Here is a 16152-nt window from a genome sequence, read left to right on the forward strand (position 1 = left end):
CATGCAGATCATAACCCTTATGATCCCTATTGTAGTTGATTCGTGCGCTGGGCATACATCTGACGCAGGCAGGCGGCCATCGCCAGCGTGGCGGGGGCGTCGCCGGCCAGCAGCGTGATGGCGTACGGCGGCAGCGGCGGCAGGCCGCTGTCGTGGCCGAGGATGTCCAGCGTGGCCGGCACGGTGGAGGCCAGCCAGGCGCTGACGGCCAGATCGGCCTGCACGGTGGCGGTGGTGGCCTCCATGCTGGCGTAGTCGATGACGGTGCGCGCGGCGATGCCTGCCTGGCGCAGGGCGGCATCGACCGGCTGGCGGAACACGCAGGTGTCCGATACCAGGCATACCGGCAGCGGCCGCCGGCTCCAGGCTTTGCCGCCGGCGGCGCCGACCCACACCGGCTGTTCCAGCGACAGCTGTTCGCCAGTGCCTTCGCCGACCGGTTCTTCGATCAGCGCCAGATCCACCTTGTGCGTTTCCCAGGCCCGCTGCAGCTCGTTCGAGGAACCGGCTACCAGCGCGACATCGATATCCGGATGGCGCTGCGCGAAGTGGTGCAGCATCGGTGGCAGGTGCGTGCCGATCAGGTCGTGCGGCACGCCTAGCCGCACGCGGCCCGACAGTGCCGGCGTCAGCGTGGCGAGAATAGCGTCGTTGAGGTCGACCAGCTGGCGTGCGCTGGCCAGCAGGCGTTCGCCGGCGGGCGTCAGGCGCGTGCCCAACTGGTCGCGTTGCATCAGGACCTGGCCGGTGGCCGTTTCCAGCCGCTTGATGCGCTGGCTGACGGCGCCCTGCGTCATGTGCAGCCGGCCGGCGGCGGTGCTCATGCTGCCGCAGTCGGCCACCGCGATCAGGGTGCGCAACAGGCCGACGTCGAGATTCCTGGACATGATGGTATTAGCGTTGTTAATGGCGTCCATTATACCTATTCGCTATGCGCCGCCCGCGCGCCGGCCTAAGCTGCCCGCACCCTCATTTTCGGAAAGCAGGTCTGTATGTTAGCCGCCGTCTGTCTGGCCGCCATCACCATGATGGTGGATATGCGCGATGCATCGCGCAAGCTGTATCACGCCGTCGAGGTGATTCCGGTGACGCCGGGACCGTTGACGCTGGCGTATCCGCAGTGGCTGCCCAGCGAACATGCGCCGGGACCGTTGGAGAACCACGTCGGCCTGCAGATTCGCGGCGAGGATGGCGCGCAGCCGGCGATTGCCTGGACGCGCGACCCCTACGATGCCTATCTCTACCACCTGACGGTGCCGCCGGGCGTGAGCGCGATCCGCATCCAGTCCGACTTCATCACCACCGACAGCGGCAGCCCGCGCGGCGGTGTGGCCGGCCGCGACCTGGCGGCGCTGAGCTGGAACAGCATGCTGCTGTATCCCTACAGCGGTCCGCAGACGCAGGCCAGCGCCATCATGGTCAAGCCGAGTGTAACGCTGCCTCCAGACTGGCGGTACGCGACCTCGCTGCCGCAGCAGGACGGCGAGCTCCAGGCGGTCTCGCTGGAGCAACTGGTCGATTCGCCGCTGATCGCCGGCCGCCACTTCCGCGAAGTCGAGGTCGCGCCGCATCATTACCTGGACATGGTGGCGGATAGTCCGGAAGACCTCGCGGTCAGCGATGCGCAAATCGGCCAGTTGCGTGAGCTGGTGCGGCAATCGGGCTATTTGTTCCGCAGCCGGCATTACCGCGACTTCCGCTTCCTGATGACCTTGTCCGATCAGGTCAGCGGACTGGCGGTCGATCATCACGAATCGCTCGACAATCGGCGGCCTGCGAAGTTCATGGTCGATGCGGACATGCGTGCGTTGTACGGCAATTTCCTGCCGCACGATTTCGTCCACAGCTGGAACGGCAAGTATCGCCGGCCGGCGGGCCTGGTCGCGCCGAATTTCCAGCAGGCCGTCGACACCAGCGGCCTGTGGGTGTACGAGGGGCTGACCGATTACCTCGGAGGCGTGCTGACCACGCGCGCCGGCATCTGGACCAGGGAGCAGTATCTGGCCTCGCTGGCCGAAACGGCGGCACGCTACAGCCACCGGCCGGGCCGCGCTTGGCGCGACCTGCAAGATACTGCCAGCATGGCCATGACGCTTTGGCAGCGCGAGGGCGGCGGCTACGGCAGCTTGCGCCGCGACGGCTTCGACTTTTACGGCGAGGGCGCGCTGGTGTGGCTGGACGTTGATGTCACGATCCGTCGGCTGACCGCCGGCCGCAAGTCGCTGGACGACTTTGTCGCGGCGTTCCATGGCGCAGGCGGCGATACGCCGCCGCAGGTGCTGCCTTACAGCTTCGATGAATTGGTGGCGGCGCTGAACGCGGTGGCGCCGCACGACTGGCGCGGCTTCCTGCAAACGCGCCTGCACGCGCTGGGGCCGGACGCACCGCTGGATGGCGTCACCGGCGGCGGCTACCGGCTGGTTTACCGCACCACGTCCGCGCGCAATGGCTCAGGCTTGCTGTATTCGGTCGGCATGGAGGTGGGGCAGGGCGGCGTGGTGAGCGATGTGTTGCAGGACAGCGCGGCATGGCGCGCTGGTCTGGCGCCGGGCATGAAGATCGACCAGGTCAACGGCAGCGCCTACACCACAGCCGCGCTGCGCCAGGCCATACGCAACGCGCAGCATACATCGGCCGCCATCACGCTGACGGTGGCGGGCAGCGCCGGGCCGCTGGCGCTGGACTACCACGATGGCGAACGCTTCCCGGCGCTGGAGCGGATTGACGGCACGCCGGATGTACTGGGCGATATTCTCACAGCGCGCAGCCACTAAGCCAGCGCCGGTTGCAGGCCTTTCCGCCGCAGCCGCTGGCTCAGCCAATTCCGCAGCGGTATATCGTAGAACCGCAGGCACAGGTAGGCGACGATCACACACAGCAAGAACGTGGCGATCGTCACCGGCAGTGCCTGCGCCAGCGGCACCTTGCCCTTCGCCACCCAGGCGGTGTAGGTGTAGACGAATGGATAGTGAATGATATAAAGCGGATAGGAGATCGCGCCGAGAAAGCCGCAGACCTTGGTCCCCATGGCCGTGCGCACATCGCCGCTGGCGCCGAGGTAGACCACCAACGGGAAAATCAACGTGATGCACAGGGCGTCATACAGGCCGTTCTGCCACAGGTCGGACGGGCCGCCGATGCGTGGCATCGCCAGCACGACAATGATGATGGCGCTGCACAGCAGGAAGGCGTGCTGGTAGCGTCCCGGCGTGACCACGCGCGACAGCAGCAAGCCGGCAAAGAACGGATACAGCAGCCGCGTGAGGCCGATGCGCAATTGCGCCGGTTCCAACGACCAGCCGCCGATCACATCGCCGTTGGGACCGGTCACGCAATAGTGCAGCAGCACCGCGCCGGCGATGAACACGCAGACACCCAGCACCAGTTTGGAAAATTTGCGGACAAACAGCGCGTACAGGATGTTGGCGACATACTCGTAAAACAGCGACCATCCCGGACCGTTCAGTGGATGCATTTCGCCCCAGCCGCGAATGTCCAGCGCCGCGCCGACCGGCAGCAGTGTCATGCCGATCACCATCACGACCAGCATCAGCCAGAGCGGCGTGTCCTGAATTTTCGGAAATATCGGACTGGTCTGGAAGTAGAACATGCCGGCGCCAATCAGCATGGCAATCACGATCATCGGATGCAGCCGGATCAGCCGGCGCTGAAAGAACTCCATGGTGGACATGCTGCGCCAGCGATCGTCGTAGGCGTAACCGATGACAAAGCCGGACAGCACGAAGAAAAAGTCGACGGCCAGGTAACCGTGGTTGATGATCTGTTCAAAACGGCTGGCGGCATGCGCCTCGAACAGGTGGAAAGCTACCACCAGCAGGGCGGCCACACCGCGCAAGCCGTCCAGGATGGCGTAATGACGTTTGGTATCGGCAAAGCCTGTCGCCGTCGAATTATTGTCCATCTGGTCTCCTTTATGGCTGCGAATTATTTTTCACATCATTATATGGAAACGTTTCCATGTCAAGCTGGTGGGCGGCGGCATCGCAATAAAAAACGCCCCGGGGCTTCGCAGCCACGGGGCGTTTTAGTGAACGCTTAAAGAATTAAGCGGCCAGCAGTTGACGCAGCACGAACGGCAGGATACCGCCGTGTTTGTAGTAGTCGACTTCGATCGGGGTGTCGATACGCAGCAGCACGGTTACGTCCTGGCTGGTGCCGTCGGCACGGTGGATCACCAGGGTCGCCAGCTGTTGCGGCTTGATGTCGCCGTCCAGGCCCTTCAGGTCGTAGGTTTCCTTGCCGGTGATGCCCAGCGATTCAACCGAGTCGGTGCCGATGAATTGCAGCGGCAGCACGCCCATGCCCACCAGGTTGGAGCGGTGGATACGCTCGAACGAACGCACGATCACAGCCTTCACGCCCAGCAGCTGGGTGCCCTTGGCTGCCCAGTCGCGCGACGAGCCGGTGCCGTACTCTTCGCCACCGAACACCATGGTCGGGGTGCCGGCTGCCACGTATTTCATGGCGGCGTCGTAGATCGACAGCTGTTCGCCCGACGGCTGGTGAATCGTGATGCCGCCTTCAACTGCGGAACCGTCGGCTTTCGGCGGGATCATCTTGTTCTTGATGCGCACGTTGGCGAAGGTGCCGCGCATCATGATCTCGTGGTTGCCGCGACGCGAGCCGTAGGAGTTGAAGTCCGCCTTCAGCACGCCGTTGTCCTTCAGCCACTTACCGGCCGGGCCGTCTTCCTTGATCGAGCCGGCAGGGGAGATGTGGTCGGTGGTGATCGAGTCGCCAAACACGCCCAGCGCGCGCGCGCCGCTGATGTTCGGGTTGGTCAGTTTCGGCGTCATCTCGAAGCCGTCGAAGAACGGCGGCTCGGCGATGTAGGTCGAGGCTGGCCAGTTGTAGACCTGGCCTTCGGTCGACGATACGTGTTCCCACAGCTTGCCCGGGTTGCCCTTGACGTCGGCGTAGTTGGTCTTGAACACTTTCGAGTTCATCGCGAACTTCATCAGCTTGTCGATCTCTTTCGAGGTCGGCCAGATGTCGCCCAGGTACACGTCCTTGCCGTCTTTGCCCTTGCCAACCGGCTGGGTCATCAGGTCGACCGTCATGTTGCCGGCGATGGCGTAGGCGACCACCAGCGGTGGCGAGGCCAGGAAGTTGGAACGGATGTTCGGGTGGATCCGCGCTTCAAAGTTGCGGTTACCCGACAGCACGGCCGAAGCGACGATGTCGTTGCTGGTGATGGCGGCGTTCAGCTCCGGCGTCAGGTCGCCGGCGTTACCGATGCAGGTGGTGCAGCCGTAGGCGGTGACGCCAAAGCCCAGTTGCTCCAGGTACGGCAGCAGGCCGGCGGCGGTCAGGTACTCGGTCACCACGCGCGAGCCAGGGGCCAGCGACGATTTGATGTGCGGCGCCACGGTCAGGCCGGCTTCCACGGCCTTCTTGGCCAGCAGGCCGGCGGCCAGCATCACGCTCGGGTTCGAGGTGTTGGTGCACGAGGTGATCGCAGCGATCAGCACGTCGCCGTTTTTCACGTTCAGGCCGTCGGTGGTGGTGTAGTTGTGGTTCAGGTCTTCCGGCTTTTTGTTGAAGCCGTTTTCCGAGGTCGGTTTCGAGAACAGTTCGGTGAAGTTGCTCTTCACGTTGCCGATTTCGATACGGTCTTGCGGACGCTTAGGACCGGCCAGCGATGGGGTCACGCTCGACAGGTTCAGGTGCACCACGCGGGTGTAGTCGATGTCGCCGGCTTTCGGAATGCCGTACATGCCCTGAGCCTTGAAGTAGGCCTGGAATGCGTCGATCTCTGCCTTGGTGCGGCCGGTGCCTTCGAAGTATTCGATGGTGGCGTCGTCAACCGGGAAGAAGCCCATGGTGGCGCCGTATTCCGGCGCCATGTTGCCGATGGTGGCGCGGTCGGTGACCGACAGCGTCTCGGTGCCTTCGCCGAAGAACTCGACGAACTTGCCGACGACTTTCTCTTTGCGCAGCAGTTCGGTGATGGTCAGTACCAGGTCGGTCGCGGTGCAGCCTTCGCGCAGCACGCCGGTCAGGTTGACGCCGATCACGTCCGGGGTCAGGAAGTAGACTGGCTGGCCCAGCATGCCGGCTTCCGCCTCGATGCCGCCCACGCCCCAGCCGACTACGCCGATGCCGTTGATCATGGTGGTGTGCGAGTCGGTGCCCACCAGCGAGTCAGGGTAGTACACGCCGTTGTTGTCCTTGTGGACGCCGCGCGCCAGGTATTCCAGGTTGACCTGGTGGACGATGCCGAAGCCCGGTGGCACCACGCCGAAAGTGTCGAAGGCTTGCATGCCCCATTTCATGAACTGGTAGCGCTCGTTGTTGCGCGAGAATTCCAGCTTCATGTTCAGGTCCAGCGCTTGCGGCTCGCGGAAGTGGTCGATGGTGACCGAGTGGTCGACCACCAGGTCAACCGGCACCAGCGGTTCGATTTTCTTGGCGTTCTTGCCCATCTTGTAGGCGACGTTGCGCATTGCGGCCAGGTCGGCCAGCAGCGGCACGCCGGTGAAGTCCTGCAGCACCACGCGGGCGACGATGAATGGAATCTCGTCGGTGCGCTCGGCGGTGGCGCCCCAGCTGGCGACCTGGCGGACGTGTTCTTCGGTGACTTTCTTGCCGTCGACGTTACGCAGGACGGACTCCAGCACCACGCGGATCGAAACCGGCAGGCGGGAGATTTTAGCGCCCAGGCTCTTTTCCAGGGCTGGCAGCGAGTAGAACTTCGCCTTCTTGCCCGAAATAGTGAATTCCTTCAGCGTGTTCAGAGTGTTGCGTGACATGACCTCTCCTTAGTGATGGGGTAGCGTCTATTACTATTATTGAAGTGAAACGTGGTGCTGGTATTTACTGAATCGAGATCTTGGCGCTGGTCGGCTCGCCGGCTGCCGTCGAGACTGGCTTGCGCTGTTCGGCGTCGCGGCATTCGTTGGCCAGCTGGCGGTTTTGCTTGGAATCGAGCAGCATGCCCTTGGCCGGAATACCGATCCAGATCAGGCCATACATCTTGTTTTCGAAGCGGTTGGCGCCGGTGGTGGTGCCGACGCGGGTCAGGCGGTGCAGGCGCTTCTTCCAGCGCAGTGCGATGTGGCTGTCGTCGCTGGCGTTCTGGTAGATGGCGATCTTGTTGCCCAGTTCGCAGTCGAATTCGGTCACGGAGGAGTCGGTGACGACCGGCTCGTCTTCTTCCTCGTTCGGCGCTTTCGGCTCAGCTGCGGCAACCGGCTTGGCGGCGGCCTTCTTGGTGGACTTGGCGGCCGTCTTCTTGACGGTTTTCTTGGCTGGCGCGTCTTCGGCGTGGGCGCCGGCGGCCAGGGTCAACGAGGCCAGCGCGAGGCTGCAAGCCATGAATAATTTGGAAATGGACATCAGTGTGCTTCCTGTGGGAGTTCGGTGGGGGTGCCGTTGAACAGCGCGGCCACGGATTCCGGCAAACTGAGGCCGGCCTGCCTGGCACGCTGTAAAACGGTCCAATAATATCGGTAGCTGGCGCGGTCATGCAAGCGTCCATGCTGGGCAATCGGGCCCCAGTGCGCGGCAGCGGCTTCGTGCAGGATGGCGGCGGCCTCGCTGACCTCGGACAAACGGGGCGTAAACGTCTTGACGATCGGCTTGATCTGGTTCGGGTGGATGCTCCACATGCGCGTGTAGCCGAATTCGGCGGCGGCGCGCTGGGCATCGTTGGCGGCGACCGCCGTGTCCTTGATGTCGGTGGTGACGTTATGCGACGGCACCTTGCCGTGCGCGTGGCAGGCGGCGGCGATTTCCAGCTTGGCGCGGGTCACCAGCGGGTGGGTGAACTGGCCGGGCGTGCGCATCGCGCTGCCGGGTATCGCGCCGTAGTGGGCCGATACAAAATCCATGATGCCGAACGACAGGCACTGCACCTGCGGCAGGGCGGCGATGGCGTAGACGTCGTGCAGCGCGCCGTGGGTCTCGATCAGCACGTGCACCGGCAAGTCCTTGCGGCCGGCCTTGGCGGCGTGGGTGTTGATCAGCTTGATGGCGCGCGCCACTTCATCGACGCTCTGCACCTTCGGCAGGGCGAGGTAGGCCAGGCGCTGGGCGGCGGCGCAGATGATCTCGACGTCCTGCGCAAAGTAGGGGCTGTGCACATCGTGCACGCGGGCGCCGATGCGGTTGAATTTGTTGTCGTCGGATTGCAGCAGCTCTGCCACGAGGCGGGCGTGGGCCAGCTCGTTGCCGGCGCTGGCGCCGTCCTCGCAATCGAGAGTGATGTCGAACAGGGGACCAAGTTCTTGTTGCAGGGCGATCGATTTGCGCATCAGCTTCTCGGAGCCGGCGTAGTGGTCGCAGGCCGGAAGGATGGCCGGCTGAAGATTACCCTGGAATAAAACCTCGGATGGATGCATGCTTGCTGGGTCGGCTGGCGAAATGACCGCCGCGCTGCTCTCGGCAGCGCGGCGGGTACGGCGGATCGGCGGTTTAACCGGTTCCACGTAAGGAGCGAAGCTTATGCAGGCAGCAGGTGCTTGACGCCTTCGCGCTCTTCGGTCAGTTCTTTCAGGGTCAGGTTGATGCGCTCTTGCGAGAATGCATCGATTTCCAGGCCTTGAACGATTTTGTATTCGCCGTTTTCGGTGGTGACCGGGAAGCCGAACACGATGCCTTCCGGGATGCCGTACGAACCATCCGATGGAATGCCCATGGTGGTCCACTTGCCGTTGGTGCCGACGTGCCAGTCATGGATGTGGTCGATTGCGGCGTTGGCGGCCGAGGCAGCCGACGACAGGCCACGCGCTTCGATGATGGCGGCGCCGCGTTTGCCGACGGTTGGCAGGAACACGTTGGCGTTCCATTCCTGGTCGTTGATCAGGTCTTTGACAGCCTTGCCGTTGACGGTCGCGAAGCGGTAGTCAGCGTACATGGTTGGCGAGTGGTTGCCCCAGACGGTCAATTTCTCGATGTCTTTGACGGCGGTGCCGGTCTTGGCAGCCACTTGCGACAGCGCGCGGTTGTGGTCCAGGCGCAGCATGGCGGTGAAGTTTTTCGCCGGCAGCGATGGCGCCGATTTCATGGCGATGTAGGCGTTGGTGTTGGCCGGGTTGCCGACTACCAGCACTTTGACGTTGCGCGAAGCAACTTGATCCAGGGCCTTGCCTTGTGCGGTGAAGATCTGGGCGTTGGCTTCCAGCAGGTCTTTGCGTTCCATGCCTGGGCCGCGTGGACGGGCGCCAACCAGCACGGCGTAGTCAACATCCTTGAAAGCGGTCAGCGGATCGCCGTGGGCGGTCATTTCGGTCAGCAGCGGGAATGCGCAGTCATCGATTTCCATCATGACGCCTTTCAGCGCCTTCTGTGCTTTTTCGTCAGGGATTTCCAGCAGTTGCAGGATGACCGGCTGGTCCTTGCCGAGCATGTCGCCGTTGGCGATGCGGAACAGCAGAGCGTAGCCGATTTGGCCGGCGGCGCCGGTAACAGCAACGCGCAATGGGGTTTTAGCCATGATGAATCTCCAAAGTGTGAAGTAACAAGTGCGTAACAGGTGCTAAGGACTTAGCGCTGGACCGTCGCCCGGTCCGGGAAAACGTAATCATACTGCAAAATTCGACGCTTATAATCATCTGTATCCCATAAGCGTCGGCGGCGAGTGTAGGCTCGTCGCAACTATCTGTCAATCCTATCTTATGTCTTATATAAGACAGATAACTTATTGCCGTTTTTTCTGGACGGCACTGTGTATTTGTGGTGAAATCTTGGCCTATGAGTTCCGTGCCGCCAAATTCGAATAACAATCCCGCCGCCAGCAGTGCCGGCGGTGCGGCAACGGCATCGTCCAATGCGTCACCGACGTTCTCCCCGCTGTACCAGCAAATCAAGGCCCTGATCACCAAGAGCCTGCAGTCCGGCGAATGGAAGCCGGGCGAACTGATCCCTAGCGAAGTGGAACTGGCCAACCGATTCAAGGTTAGCCAGGGCACCGTGCGCAAGGCGATCGACGAGCTGGCGGCCGAGAACCTGGTGATGCGCAAGCAAGGCAAGGGCACTTTCGTTTCCACCCACCATGAAGAACGGGCGCAGTTCCGCTTCCTGCGGCTGATGCCGGACGAAGGCGTGCCGCATCCGGGCGTCAGCCAGTTCATCGAAGTCAAGCGCATGCGCGCGCCGGCCGATGTGGCGCGCCTGCTGGACCTGAAGTCGGGCGACGCCGTGATCTTCATCAAGCGGGTGCAGCACTTCGACAGCGTGCCGACCATCGTCGAGGAAATCTGGCTGCCGGGCATCACCTTCAAGGGGCTGACGGCCGAGCGGCTGGAAGAATATAAGGGGCCGATGTACGGCCTGTTTGAATCCGAATTCGGCACGCGCATGATCCGTGCCACCGAAAAAATCCGCGCCGTGAGCGCTGCAGCCGGCGATGCCGCGCTGCTGAAGATTGCCGCCAACACGCCGCTGCTGGCGTCGGAGCGGGTGTCATACACCTATGGCGACAAGCCGGTGGAGCTGCGCCGCGGCCTGTATTCGACCGAACGCCATCACTACCATAATGAGTTGAACTGAAGGAGACAGGGCGCGCAGTCATACGCCTGTAGCATTGTTGCGCTGATAATACGTTGAGCTACGGAAAGTAGCCGCCAGCTGGTGTCGCTGACCACTATTTTTATTATATGTAACAATAGATATTGGTTGTAAGAGTGGAAATCGGCGAAAATCGCAGTCTCACCAAATTTTTGTATAAGCCTGAGGAGGTCTTGTTATGTCAGAAGCCGTAAGGGAAGCCCCTAAAAAAGAACGGCCGGAGTTCCGTAACATTCATGTTACCGAACTGTCCAATTACCGCATGCCGCTGGCTGCCATCGTGTCCATCCTGCACCGCATCAGCGGCGTCATGATGTTCGTGCTGCTGCCGTTCGTGCTGTATCTCTTGCAGAATTCCCTGCGCTCCGAGATCTCTTTCGCGTACTACGAAGGTTTCGTGACCTATCCACTGGTCAAGCTGATCATCCTGGCCCTGAGCTGGGGCTTCCTGCACCACCTGTGCGCCGGCGTGCGCCACCTGGTGATGGATCTGCACATCGGCCTGGACAAGCACTCGGCGCGTAAATCGTCCGCCACCGTGCTGGTCATCAGCCTGGTCCTGACCGCGCTGGTCGCCCTGAAACTGTTTGGAGTGTTCTAATTATGTCGATTAACGATAACGGTATCGGTCCTAAGCGCCGCGTCGTTGGCGCCCATTACGGCATGCGCGACTGGCTGGCGCAACGCGTCACCGCCGTGCTGATGGTGTTGTACACCGCCATCCTGCTGATCTCTTTCCTGACTGGCCAGAACTTCACCTATGAAGGCTGGGCCGGCCTGTTCGCCCAGCAGTGGTTCAAACTGATCAGCGCCGTGACGCTGCTCGGCCTGTTCTACCACGCCTGGGTTGGCATGCGTGACGTCTGGATGGACTATGTGCGCGCCGTCGGCCTGCGCCTGGTTCTGCAAGTCGCCACCATGGCCTGGCTGATCGGCTGTGCCGTCTGGTCGATTCAAATTATCTGGAGTGTGTAATCGTGGCAGCTATTAAAACTGGAATTCCTACCCGCCGCTTTGACGCGGTCATCGTCGGCGCCGGCGGCTCCGGCATGCGCGCATCGCTGCAACTGGCCGAAGCCGGCCTGAACGTGGCAGTGCTGTCGAAAGTGTTCCCAACCCGCTCGCACACCGTGGCGGCGCAGGGTGGCATCGGCGCTTCGCTGGGCAATATGGCCGAAGACAACTGGTTCTGGCATATGTTCGACACCGTCAAAGGTGGCGACTACCTGGGCGACCAGGATGCGATTGAATTCATGTGCCGCGAAGCACCGAAGGTCGTCTACGAGCTGGAACACTTCGGCATGCCGTTCGACCGTAACCCGGACGGCACCATTTACCAGCGTCCGTTCGGCGGCCACACCGCCAACTTCGGCGAAAAAGCCGTGCAACGTGCTTGCGCCGCCGCTGACCGTACCGGTCACGCGCTGCTGCACACGCTGTATCAGCGTAACGTCAAGGCGCGCACCCACTTCTTCGTGGAGTGGATGGCGCTGGACCTGATCCGCGACGCCGAAGGCGACGTGGTCGGCGTGGTCGCGCTGGAAATGGAAACCGGCGAAACCATGATCCTGGAAGCCAAGACCACCATCTTCGCCACCGGCGGTGCTGGCCGTATCTTCGCTGCTTCGACCAACGCCTTCATCAACACCGGCGACGGCATGGGCATGGCGGCACGCGCCGGCCTGCCGCTGCAAGACATGGAATTCTGGCAGTTCCACCCGACCGGCGTGGCCGGCGCGGGCGTGCTGATCACCGAAGGTGTGCGCGGTGAGGGCGGTATCCTGATCAACTCGGAAGGCGAACGCTTCATGGAGCGCTATGCGCCGACGCTGAAAGATCTGGCGCCGCGCGACTTCGTGTCCCGTTCGATGGACCAGGAGATCAAGGAAGGCCGCGGCGTCGGTCCGAACAAGGATCACGTGCTGCTGGACCTGCGCCACATCGGCAAGGAAACCATCGAGAAGCGTCTGCCGTCGATTCTGGAAATCGGCCACAAGTTCGCCAACGTCGATGCGACCAAGGAACCAATCCCGGTCGTGCCAACCATCCACTATCAGATGGGCGGTATCCCGACCAATATCCACGGTCAAGTGGTGACGCCAAACGGCGACGGCACGCAGAAAGTGGTCAACGGCCTGTACGCGATCGGCGAATGCGCCTGCGTCTCGGTGCACGGCGCCAACCGCCTGGGCACCAACTCGCTGCTGGACCTGCTGGTGTTCGGCCGCGCTGCCGGTAACCACGTGGTGGCATCGAACCTGAAGCAGAAGGAAAACAAGCCGCTGCCGAAAGACGCTGCCGACTTCGCGCTGAACCGCCTGAACGCGCTGGAAACTTCGACCGGCACCGAAAAAGTGCAGGGCGTCGCCAACGACATCCGCGCCACCATGCAGAAATACTGCGGCGTGTTCCGTACCGACGAGATGCTGAACAAAGGCGTCGAAGAGATCCTGAAGCTGGACGAGCGCCGCAAGCACGTGTCGTTCAAGGACAAGTCGAAAGTGTTCAACACCGCCCGCGTGGAAGCGCTGGAACTGGACAATCTGATCGAAACTGCGAAAGCCACCATGGTCTCGGCCGCCGCCCGCAAAGAATCGCGCGGCGCCCACGCCCAGGATGACCACCCGCACCGCGACGACGACAACTGGATGAAGCACACTCTGTGGTACTCGGAAGGCAACCGACTGGATTACAAAGCCGTCGTGACCAAGCCGCTGACGGTCGATACCTTCAAACCGAAACCACGTACTTTCTAAGGCTATACAACATGGCACGCACTCTTAAACTGAAAATTTACCGTTACGATCCGGACCGTGACGCCAAGCCGTATATGCAGGACGTCACCGTCGAGTTGAAAGACACCGACAAGATGCTGCTGGACGCGCTGCAACGCATCAAGTCCGACGTCGATGACTCGCTGGCCCTGCGCCGCTCGTGCCGCGAAGGCGTGTGCGGTTCGGACGCGATGAACATCAACGGCAAGAACGGTCTGGCCTGCACCACCAACTTGAACGAGCTGAGCGAGCCGATCGTGCTGCGTCCGCTGCCAGGCCTGCCGGTGATCCGCGACCTGATCGTCGACATGACCCAGTTCTTCAAGCAGTACGATTCGATCAAGCCATACCTGATCAACGATTCGATCCGCCCAGAGAAAGAGCGCCTGCAGACCCCTGCGGAACGCGAAGAACTCGACGGCCTGTACGAGTGCATCCTGTGCGCGTGCTGCTCGACCTCGTGCCCGTCGTTCTGGTGGAATCCGGACAAGTTCGTCGGTCCTGCCGGCCTGCTGCAAGCCTACCGCTTCATCGCCGACTCGCGCGACGAAGCCACCGGCCCGCGCCTGGACAACCTGGAAGATCCGTACCGCCTGTTCCGCTGCCACTCGATCATGAACTGCGTCGATGTCTGCCCTAAGGGTCTGAACCCGAACAAGGCCATCGGCAAGATCAAAGAGCTGATGGTACGCCGCGCGATCTAACGCACACGGGCGGCGCCGGCCTGGTCTCTGCGGCGCCGCCCAATTTTGTGTAAAGTAGCAAACCTATGGAAACGAATCACGCTGCGCATCAGTCCGACCCAGCCAACCGCGCCCGCCTGCGCTGGCGCTCACGCCGGGGTCTGCTGGAAAACGACATCATCCTCACCCGTTTTCTGGATGCGCATGAAACCGAATTGACCGACGACGAAGTGGACGCATTCACGCGGCTCCTCGACTTGTCGGACAATGCCCTGATGGATCTGGTACTGGCCCGTAAAGAGCCGGAAGGCGACACCGACCTGCCGCACGTTCACGCGTTGCTGCAGCGACTGCGCCTGGCGTAGTAACACACCCAGTTTCTTTTACTTGCATCATCTCTCCAAGAAGGAAGAGTCCATGAATATCTCTGATAACAAAGCCACTCTCTCGTTCTCCGATGGCAGCCCATCGGTCGAATTCCCGATTTACAAAGGTACCGTTGGTCCGGACGTGATCGACATTCGCAAGCTGTACGCCGGCACCGGCAAGTTCACCTACGATCCAGGCTTCATGTCGACCGCAGCGTGCAACTCGTCGATCACCTACATCGACGGCGACAAAGGCGAACTGCAATACCGCGGCTACCCGATCGAACAGCTGGCGGTGAACGCCGACTTCATGGAATCGTGCTTCCTGCTGCTGAACGGCGAACTGCCGAACGCCGAGCAAAAAGAAAAATTCGTTGAGACCGTGACCAAGCACACCATGGTGCACGAGCAGATGCAATTCTTCTTCCGCGGCTTCCGTCGCGACGCGCACCCGATGTCGGTGCTGGTCGGCACCGTCGGCGCGCTGGCCTCGTTCTACCACGATTCGCTGGACATCAACGACGCGGAACAGCGTGAAATCTCGGCCATCCGTCTGATCGCCAAGATGCCAACCCTGGTGGCGATGGCGTACAAGTACTCGATGGGCCAACCATTCATGTACCCACGCAACGACCTGTCGTACTCGGCCAACTTCATGCGCATGATGTTCGGCAATCCGTGCGAAGAATACAAAGTCAACGACGTGCTGGTGCGCGCGCTGGACCGTATCCTGATCCTGCACGCTGACCACGAACAGAATGCTTCGACCTCGACCGTGCGTCTGGCCGGTTCGTCGGGCGCCAACCCGTTCGCCTGTATCGCTGCCGGTATCGCCTGCCTGTGGGGCCCTGCCCACGGCGGCGCCAACGAAGCGGCACTGAACATGCTGAAAGAAATCGGCTCGGTCGACAACATTCCTGCCTTCATCGCTCAGGTGAAAGACAAGAACTCCGGCGTCAAGCTGATGGGCTTCGGTCACCGCGTCTACAAAAACTTCGACCCACGCGCCAAGCTGATGCGTGAAACCTGCTACGAAGTGCTGGAAGAGCTGGGCCTGCAAGACGACCCGCTGTTCAAGCTGGCGATGGAACTGGAAAAGATTGCACTGAACGACGAATACTTCGTCTCGCGCAAACTGTACCCGAACGTCGACTTCTACTCGGGCATCGTGCAATCGGCGCTGGGCATTCCAGTGTCGCTGTTCACCGGTATCTTCGCGATGGCACGCACCATCGGCTGGATCGCCCAGTGGAACGAAATGATCGCCGACCCAGAGCAGAAAATCGGCCGTCCACGTCAACTGTTCGTCGGCGCCACCGTGCGCGACGTACCACCGCTGGACAAGCGTTAATCTTCGGATTGGCGTCGCAATAAAAAAACGGGCTTCGGCCCGTTTTTTTTCGTCCGTCGCCGGAACTAACAGCCGTGCTGGCCGATCCAAACCTTATCCATAACCGCTGTGGAGGGTAAGTGATGGACATTTCTCACATTGGGCCTAGGCTCCGCAGCTGGGGCCTGACGCTGGAACAGATCAAGGAACTGTCAGATGCCGCCGCCAGGCTGCCGCCCGGACTTGATGACGGCACGCTGATCAACATCCCGCAATTCCCTGGCCTCTCCCTGCATGAATCCGAACTGCTGGTGGTGCGTTTTTTGGACAGGCTTGCAATGGATTTGGGCCTGCCAGTCGAAAGTTCCAGCCTGTACGATGCGTTGGGCTGGCCGACGCTGGAGGAATTGCTAAAGACCGCAGAGCGATATGAACAGATGCACGCGGAGAACTATGAGCGCGCGTGA

Annotated in this window: 15 protein-coding genes; 9 read left to right on the top strand and 6 right to left on the bottom strand. The window is 61.7% G+C overall.

Going from position 1 to position 16152, the window contains the following annotated elements:
• Positions 1-26 precede the first annotated feature (26 nt).
• Positions 27-887, bottom strand: coding sequence for a LysR family transcriptional regulator (locus GTP69_RS03630; RefSeq protein WP_161053609.1), 861 nt, complete (start codon positions 885-887; stop codon positions 27-29).
• 105 nt (positions 888-992) lie between these two features.
• Between GTP69_RS03630 and GTP69_RS03635 the strand changes: the two genes are divergently transcribed.
• Positions 993-2774, top strand: coding sequence for a M61 family metallopeptidase (locus GTP69_RS03635; protein WP_161053610.1), 1782 nt, complete (start codon positions 993-995; stop codon positions 2772-2774).
• Here GTP69_RS03635 and GTP69_RS03640 read toward each other — a convergent pair.
• The 5 genes from GTP69_RS03640 to GTP69_RS03660 all read right to left on the bottom strand — a co-directional run bounded on the left by GTP69_RS03640 (position 2771) and on the right by GTP69_RS03660 (position 9457).
• Positions 2771-3922, bottom strand: a complete 1152-nt coding sequence (locus GTP69_RS03640; RefSeq protein ID WP_161053611.1) for an acyltransferase family protein — start codon at positions 3920-3922, stop codon at positions 2771-2773. The genes GTP69_RS03635 and GTP69_RS03640 overlap by 4 nt on opposite strands.
• A 142-nt stretch (positions 3923-4064) precedes the next feature.
• Positions 4065-6773, bottom strand: a complete 2709-nt coding sequence (gene acnA / locus GTP69_RS03645; protein WP_161053612.1) for an aconitate hydratase AcnA — start codon at positions 6771-6773, stop codon at positions 4065-4067.
• Positions 6774-6837: 64 nt separating this feature from the next.
• Complete coding sequence (locus GTP69_RS03650; protein WP_161053613.1) at positions 6838-7359, bottom strand: hypothetical protein; 522 nt, start codon at positions 7357-7359, stop codon at positions 6838-6840.
• A complete protein-coding gene (locus GTP69_RS03655; RefSeq protein WP_161053866.1) occupies positions 7359-8363 on the bottom strand; it encodes an HpcH/HpaI aldolase/citrate lyase family protein in 1005 nt (334 codons plus the stop codon). Before GTP69_RS03655 ends, GTP69_RS03650 begins: the two co-directional genes overlap by 1 nt.
• 101 nt (positions 8364-8464) lie before the next feature.
• Positions 8465-9457: a malate dehydrogenase gene (locus GTP69_RS03660; RefSeq protein WP_161044068.1), complete on the bottom strand. Its 993-nt coding sequence runs from the start codon at positions 9455-9457 to the stop codon at positions 8465-8467.
• Positions 9458-9714: 257 nt separating this feature from the next.
• Between GTP69_RS03660 and GTP69_RS03665 the strand changes: the two genes are divergently transcribed.
• From GTP69_RS03665 to GTP69_RS03700, 8 genes are all read left to right on the top strand, one after another.
• On the top strand, positions 9715-10512 hold the full coding sequence (locus GTP69_RS03665) for a GntR family transcriptional regulator (protein ID WP_161053614.1): 798 nt from the start codon (positions 9715-9717) through the stop codon (positions 10510-10512).
• 196 nt (positions 10513-10708) lie between these two features.
• Complete coding sequence (gene sdhC / locus GTP69_RS03670) at positions 10709-11131, top strand: succinate dehydrogenase, cytochrome b556 subunit (RefSeq protein ID WP_161053615.1); 423 nt, start codon at positions 10709-10711, stop codon at positions 11129-11131.
• A 2-nt stretch (positions 11132-11133) separates the two neighbouring features.
• Positions 11134-11505: a succinate dehydrogenase, hydrophobic membrane anchor protein gene (sdhD, locus tag GTP69_RS03675; protein ID WP_161053616.1), complete on the top strand. Its 372-nt coding sequence runs from the start codon at positions 11134-11136 to the stop codon at positions 11503-11505.
• A 2-nt stretch (positions 11506-11507) separates the two neighbouring features.
• A complete protein-coding gene (gene sdhA / locus GTP69_RS03680; RefSeq protein WP_110849105.1) occupies positions 11508-13286 on the top strand; it encodes a succinate dehydrogenase flavoprotein subunit in 1779 nt (592 codons plus the stop codon).
• An 11-nt stretch (positions 13287-13297) separates the two neighbouring features.
• Positions 13298-14008 (top strand): succinate dehydrogenase iron-sulfur subunit, encoded by a 711-nt coding sequence (locus GTP69_RS03685; RefSeq protein WP_161053617.1) that lies wholly within the window; start codon positions 13298-13300, stop codon positions 14006-14008.
• Positions 14009-14073: 65 nt separating this feature from the next.
• Positions 14074-14352: an FAD assembly factor SdhE gene (locus tag GTP69_RS03690; protein ID WP_161053618.1), complete on the top strand. Its 279-nt coding sequence runs from the start codon at positions 14074-14076 to the stop codon at positions 14350-14352.
• 52 nt (positions 14353-14404) lie between these two features.
• Positions 14405-15706 (top strand): citrate synthase, encoded by a 1302-nt coding sequence (gene gltA / locus GTP69_RS03695; RefSeq protein ID WP_161053619.1) that lies wholly within the window; start codon positions 14405-14407, stop codon positions 15704-15706.
• 122 nt (positions 15707-15828) lie between these two features.
• Positions 15829-16152, top strand: coding sequence for a hypothetical protein (locus GTP69_RS03700; RefSeq protein ID WP_161053620.1), 324 nt, complete (start codon positions 15829-15831; stop codon positions 16150-16152).

Origin of the sequence: Duganella levis (assembly GCF_009857605.1) — a bacterium.
GTDB lineage: Bacteria > Pseudomonadota > Gammaproteobacteria > Burkholderiales > Burkholderiaceae_D > Rugamonas > Rugamonas levis.

What these genes read in the sequence shown, in the direction of transcription:
- GTP69_RS03690 (WP_161053618.1), top strand. Translation starts at nt 14,074, where the DNA reads ATGGAAACGAATCACGCTGCGCATCAGTCCGACCCAGCCAACCGCGCC.
- sdhD (WP_161053616.1), top strand. Translation starts at nt 11,134, where the DNA reads ATGTCGATTAACGATAACGGTATCGGTCCTAAGCGCCGCGTCGTTGGC.
- GTP69_RS03700 (WP_161053620.1), top strand. Translation starts at nt 15,829, where the DNA reads ATGGACATTTCTCACATTGGGCCTAGGCTCCGCAGCTGGGGCCTGACG.
- gltA (WP_161053619.1), top strand. Translation starts at nt 14,405, where the DNA reads ATGAATATCTCTGATAACAAAGCCACTCTCTCGTTCTCCGATGGCAGC.
- GTP69_RS03685 (WP_161053617.1), top strand. Translation starts at nt 13,298, where the DNA reads ATGGCACGCACTCTTAAACTGAAAATTTACCGTTACGATCCGGACCGT.
- sdhC (WP_161053615.1), top strand. Translation starts at nt 10,709, where the DNA reads ATGTCAGAAGCCGTAAGGGAAGCCCCTAAAAAAGAACGGCCGGAGTTC.
- GTP69_RS03640 (WP_161053611.1), bottom strand. Translation starts at nt 3,922, where the DNA reads ATGGACAATAATTCGACGGCGACAGGCTTTGCCGATACCAAACGTCAT.
- GTP69_RS03665 (WP_161053614.1), top strand. Translation starts at nt 9,715, where the DNA reads ATGAGTTCCGTGCCGCCAAATTCGAATAACAATCCCGCCGCCAGCAGT.
- GTP69_RS03655 (WP_161053866.1), bottom strand. Translation starts at nt 8,363, where the DNA reads ATGCATCCATCCGAGGTTTTATTCCAGGGTAATCTTCAGCCGGCCATC.
- GTP69_RS03630 (WP_161053609.1), bottom strand. Translation starts at nt 887, where the DNA reads ATGTCCAGGAATCTCGACGTCGGCCTGTTGCGCACCCTGATCGCGGTG.
- acnA (WP_161053612.1), bottom strand. Translation starts at nt 6,773, where the DNA reads ATGTCACGCAACACTCTGAACACGCTGAAGGAATTCACTATTTCGGGC.
- GTP69_RS03660 (WP_161044068.1), bottom strand. Translation starts at nt 9,457, where the DNA reads ATGGCTAAAACCCCATTGCGCGTTGCTGTTACCGGCGCCGCCGGCCAA.
- GTP69_RS03650 (WP_161053613.1), bottom strand. Translation starts at nt 7,359, where the DNA reads ATGTCCATTTCCAAATTATTCATGGCTTGCAGCCTCGCGCTGGCCTCG.
- GTP69_RS03635 (WP_161053610.1), top strand. Translation starts at nt 993, where the DNA reads ATGTTAGCCGCCGTCTGTCTGGCCGCCATCACCATGATGGTGGATATG.